The sequence below is a fragment of the Blastocatellia bacterium genome (assembly GCA_025054955.1).
Classification (GTDB): domain Bacteria; phylum Acidobacteriota; class Blastocatellia; order HR10; family J050; genus JANWZE01.
In genome coordinates this window covers 1-4,279 of sequence record JANWZE010000014.1, presented here as the reverse complement: position 1 = coordinate 4,279, position 4,279 = coordinate 1, and the positions used below count along the sequence as shown (strand labels likewise).

The 4,279-nt window shown below is 54.8% G+C and carries 5 protein-coding genes; 1 reads left to right on the top strand and 4 read right to left on the bottom strand.

Going from position 1 to position 4,279, the window contains the following annotated elements; genetic code table 11:
- The 3 genes from NZ823_01340 to NZ823_01330 form a co-directional block, all read right to left on the bottom strand.
- Positions 1-465, bottom strand: a 465-nt coding sequence (locus NZ823_01340; GenBank protein ID MCS6803772.1) for a tetratricopeptide repeat protein, incomplete at its 3' end; no start/stop codon positions are given.
- 269 nt (positions 466-734) lie between these two features.
- Positions 735-1,295 carry a helix-turn-helix transcriptional regulator gene (locus NZ823_01335; GenBank protein MCS6803771.1) on the bottom strand — a complete coding sequence of 187 codons (561 nt, stop codon included), beginning with the start codon at positions 1,293-1,295 and terminating at the stop codon, positions 735-737.
- Between the two features lie 106 nt (positions 1,296-1,401).
- Positions 1,402-2,466 (bottom strand): c-type cytochrome, encoded by a 1,065-nt coding sequence (locus tag NZ823_01330; protein MCS6803770.1) that lies wholly within the window; start codon positions 2,464-2,466, stop codon positions 1,402-1,404.
- Between the two features lie 286 nt (positions 2,467-2,752).
- On the opposite strand from NZ823_01330, the gene NZ823_01325 reads away from it, so the two are divergent.
- A complete protein-coding gene (locus tag NZ823_01325) occupies positions 2,753-3,817 on the top strand; it encodes a hypothetical protein (GenBank protein ID MCS6803769.1) in 1,065 nt (354 codons plus the stop codon).
- 144 nt (positions 3,818-3,961) lie between these two features.
- Here NZ823_01325 and NZ823_01320 read toward each other — a convergent pair.
- Positions 3,962-4,279: putative sulfate/molybdate transporter (locus NZ823_01320; protein ID MCS6803768.1), on the bottom strand; the 318-nt coding region annotated here is incomplete at its 5' end.

The following is a 4,279-nucleotide window of genomic DNA, read 5'->3' as shown; positions in this document are numbered from 1 at the left end:
TGCCTCGGCTGGTCGCCCGGCTGCTGCCTGCGCCCGTCCAAGATGCTCGAAGACCTGCGCTGCAAGCGCCTGATCGTTCACGCCGCGCGCGGCATTCAACGCCTGATCGAAATGATTCAGCGCCTCGGCTGGCTGCTTCTGTCTTAGCGCAATCAAGCCTAATTCAATGAGCGCGCGCGCCCGACCGCGTTGGTCGCCCGCCGCGTCAAACGCATCCAGCGCCTGACGAGACTGACGCTGCGCCGTCACCAGGTCTTCGGCAAAGAGCGCCTTTGACCACAACCGCCGCGCCTCCGCTAACAACTGTTCGGCCCCGGCCAACTCGGTTGAAACAGGCGCTGTTTGTTGCGCCCGTACAGACAACGGCGCCAAACCGAACCGACCGGTTGAGACCATGCTTGATGCCAGCATGAACAGGAACAACGAGCCTATGAGACAGCTAGCCACTTCAACTCTGATTGTCACTCGTTTATCCACCCCCTCTTGAACATCCTGTGTCACATCGTGTGAAAGCCCATATCATAACGCGCCGACGAACGAGCCTCAATCGGGCTGACCTCAAAAAACAGGACGCTCTCATGCGAACGTGAAAATGCGAGCCTGAGAATCTGGAACGCGCCTTGGGAGCACGCGGCGCATTCAGAGCAATTTCCTATACTGCCACCAACGGCGTCTTCTCTTGTGACTCTCATCGCGCCACATAATCAACCGAGGCCTGTTAGCATCGCATCGTCCTACAACAAAATCACCTCATCATCTGAGGGAACAAACTCGTGAGTTGGAGCAACTGACTCATGGCTTGCTGTAACTTCGAGTCGCTGATTGATGAGCGCTGACTGCTGGGCGTGACTCAAAGCAACTGACTCGACGCTTGCTGCAACAGCTTTGCTCAGCCGGGCCTTCGGCATAGGCGCTGCCACAGCATGGGACTCTTCTCTCATGGAGTGTGTTTCTTCTGTTGAAGCCAGATGCTGACAATGAGGACACTGCGGCTCCGACGCCGGAAATAGGACTTTGCCAGCCTCTGTCCAGGCTCCCAACAGAGGAATTAAAGCCTTTCCCCGTTCACTCAGTTCGTATTCCACGTGCGGAGGCACTTCCGGGTAAACTCGACGCACAATCCAGCCGTCAGCTTCAAGCATCTTCAACTTAGCTGCCAGGGTGCGCGAGCTGATTCCTTTGAGCGCCTGAAGTAACCCTTGCGTCCGCTGCGGTTGACGGACTAGATGATGAAGCAGGTGCAGGACCCAACGGTCTCCGATGTGTTCAATCAGTCTATCGGTTGGACAGTCCATAGGCCGAAACTCCGGTCCAAAATAGCCACTTGTAAATCCACGTTTACAAAGTAAATTAAGGCTGATACAAAAAAAGTTAAAGCCACAGACGCAAATCTCATGCTGACTATTCTGGCGGCAGTGGCGGCTCTTTCAGCAGCGGCGGACAGTCGGTCGAGAGCGATTTCAAGAAGGCGATCAGGTCTTGCTTCTCTGCTGGCGTCAGTTTGGCCGGTTGCAGGTTTTTTCTATCCAGATACCGATTGGGTTTGCCACCTGCGACCATAATATCCACAGCTTCCTCCAGCGTAGCCACGCTGCCGTCATGGAAATACGGCCCCGATTCAGCCACATCACGTAGCGTAGGCGTTTTGAATGCGCCGGTATCTTCGGGCTTGTTTGTGACCTTGAAGCGTCCAACATCGGGTTCAGGTTGATCCATCCCGATGCCAACGTTGTGGTACTGTAAGTCAGTGAACAATACGCCTGAATGGCAGTTGGTACATTTGGCCTTTTTATCAAAGATCTGCCAGCCGCGTTTGACCTGCTCGCTGACAGCCGATTCGTCGCCAGCTTGCCATCGGTCGAAGGCCGTATTGCCACTGATGATGGTGCGTTGAAACGCGGCCAGTGCTTGAACGATGTTATCGGGCGTGGCAGGCCCATTGAACACAGCTTGAAATTGTGTTCGATAGCCCTCGATGGCGTTGATCCGCGCCACGATCTGATCTAGTGTCGCTTCAGCGCCCATGTTAGCGCCCTTCCAGGCAGCCAGCGCCTGCTTCTCCAGTGACGGGCTGCGACCATCCCAATAAAACTCCTTGTGGTAGCCGATATTCCAAAGAACTGGACTATTGCGCGTCAGCGGTTTATTCAACGCGCCAATTGGCTTGGGCTGGGCAATACTGAGCCCGTTTTCACAAAGGTGACATGAATAGCAGGATCGCGAACCATCAGCGCTGAGCCGCTTGTCAAAGAAGAGTTGCCGTCCTAACGCGACCTTTTCCGGCGTCATGGGATTATCGGCAGGAATCGGCATCGGCTCATATCGCTCCAGTTCAGGTGGAAGAGGAAGAATCTCCGGTTGAAACGCGGGTGCGCGTCTTTGGGTCATTTGGTTTTGTTGCGGACCACAAGCTAGCAACAGTACGATGAAACTCCAAACACAAGCCCACTTGATCATTCGCTGCATAAGATTCACCTCCTGAAGGAGGGCAAAACAATAACACTGCACCTCACCAGTGTCAACGTGAGCCTAGGTTCAGCAGTAATGCGCCGTCAAATGGGCCGCATTCGAGCTGAACAATTCAACGGGATTCCCAAAAATGCGCGAAGGCTCATCATGTTAAACCGTCTATAAAGTGGTACCAGGCTAGCCGGGAAGTGCTCTCGTTCGACAAGGATTCGTTCGACAGGATTGTTTGCCCCCACGTTCAGCCGTGTGCCATAATTCATGCTGCTTCAGAGGAACGGACGTGATGATAAGAGAAGAGATTCTCCAACTGCTGCGAAGCGACCAGGCATTTCGTGAGGAACTGCGCCGGCAACTTCTGACTGAGGATTTGCTGGCGCTACCAGCGCGGTTTGACCAATTGACCGAAGTGGTAAGAGAGTTGGCGGAAGCCGTCCATAACTTGGCTCAAGCGCAGCAGCGGACAGAAGAGGTGCTGCGCCGGCAGGGCGAGCAGATTGAGCGGAACAGCGAACAGATTCGGGCGCTTATCGAAGCGCAGCGGCGGACCGAAGAGGTACTGCGGCGGCAAGGAGAGCAGATTGAGCGGAACAGCGAACAGATTCAGGCGCTCATCGAAGCACAACAACGAACCGAAGAGGTGCTGCGCCGGCAAGGCGAGCAGATTGAGCGGAACAGTGAACAGATTCGGGCGTTTATCGAAGCGCAACAACGAACCGAAGAGGTACTGCGCCGGCAGGGCGAGCAGATTGAGCGGAACAGCCAACAGATTCAGGCACTTATCGAAGCGCAGTGCCGAACTGATGCAGCGATTCAGAGTCTGACCGAAGCGCAACAGCGCACGGAAGCTGCCCTACGGGAGACGCAATTGGAACTCCGCGCGCTGGTCAATTGGCAACGTGGCGAGGCGGGACGGCGAGATGGTGAGCAGTATGAACGGGAGACCCTGCGTCGGGCGTTTGTACTCTTTAACGGAGGGCAAGGCGGCTCTCCTGAGCAACTTGCAATTCAGCAGCAACTAGGCGAATGGCTCAAACCATTGCTGCGCCAAGGCTCGATTGATCTCAAACCCGATCAGGATCCGTTCCTAGCTGATCTGATCTGGTGGAAAGGGGAGCGTGTGGCAGTCGTGGAGATTTCGACGCAAGTTAATGGATATGACGTTTACAGGGCGGTGAACCGCGCTGAAACCCTCCGACAGGCTGGCGTTCAGGCTTTCCCTGTCGTCATCGGCAAAGAATGGGCCAATGAGGAGTCGCAGCGCCAAGCTTATAATGAGCGTGTCGAATGGAAAGTCGGAGCGGACCTGTCCGACGGCTTTTTGGCTTTCCGGCAAGCGGCCTCACCATGACATATCTGAGACGCCTTTGTTGGTGATGTTCACTGGTCTACTTCTCTTGTCATGCAACACGATGTGCCTTTGAAAGTGCTGTATTCAGTTGCCTGTGGTTGCTTGTCACACTGCGTCACATCAATGCGCGTTCCGCACTGGGCATCACGGCTCCTTTACTCCCAATGTGATTACGCCGCGTTTCATCAGGTAGGCAATCAGAACGCCAACAGTCATTCCAATCAAATAGCCATAGGGAAGTCCAACCGCCAGTACACCGACCAATAGAATAATCGTCAGGTCACTCTTGGACGAAGACATGTCTCGCACCAACCGCATGAGCGCCAGACCTTCAAAAAACAGAATGACGCCCAAGATGGGCAATGGAAAAACGCCTACCACAACGTCAAATCCCCGACCGAAGAAGAGTCCGAGGAAGACGTAGAGCGCGCCTTCAATGATGACTGAACCGCCGGTGCGTGC

What these genes read in the sequence shown, in the direction of transcription:
- NZ823_01335 (MCS6803771.1), bottom strand. Translation starts at nt 1,295, where the DNA reads ATGGACTGTCCAACCGATAGACTGATTGAACACATCGGAGACCGTTGG.
- NZ823_01330 (MCS6803770.1), bottom strand. Translation starts at nt 2,466, where the DNA reads ATGCAGCGAATGATCAAGTGGGCTTGTGTTTGGAGTTTCATCGTACTG.
- NZ823_01325 (MCS6803769.1), top strand. Translation starts at nt 2,753, where the DNA reads ATGATAAGAGAAGAGATTCTCCAACTGCTGCGAAGCGACCAGGCATTT.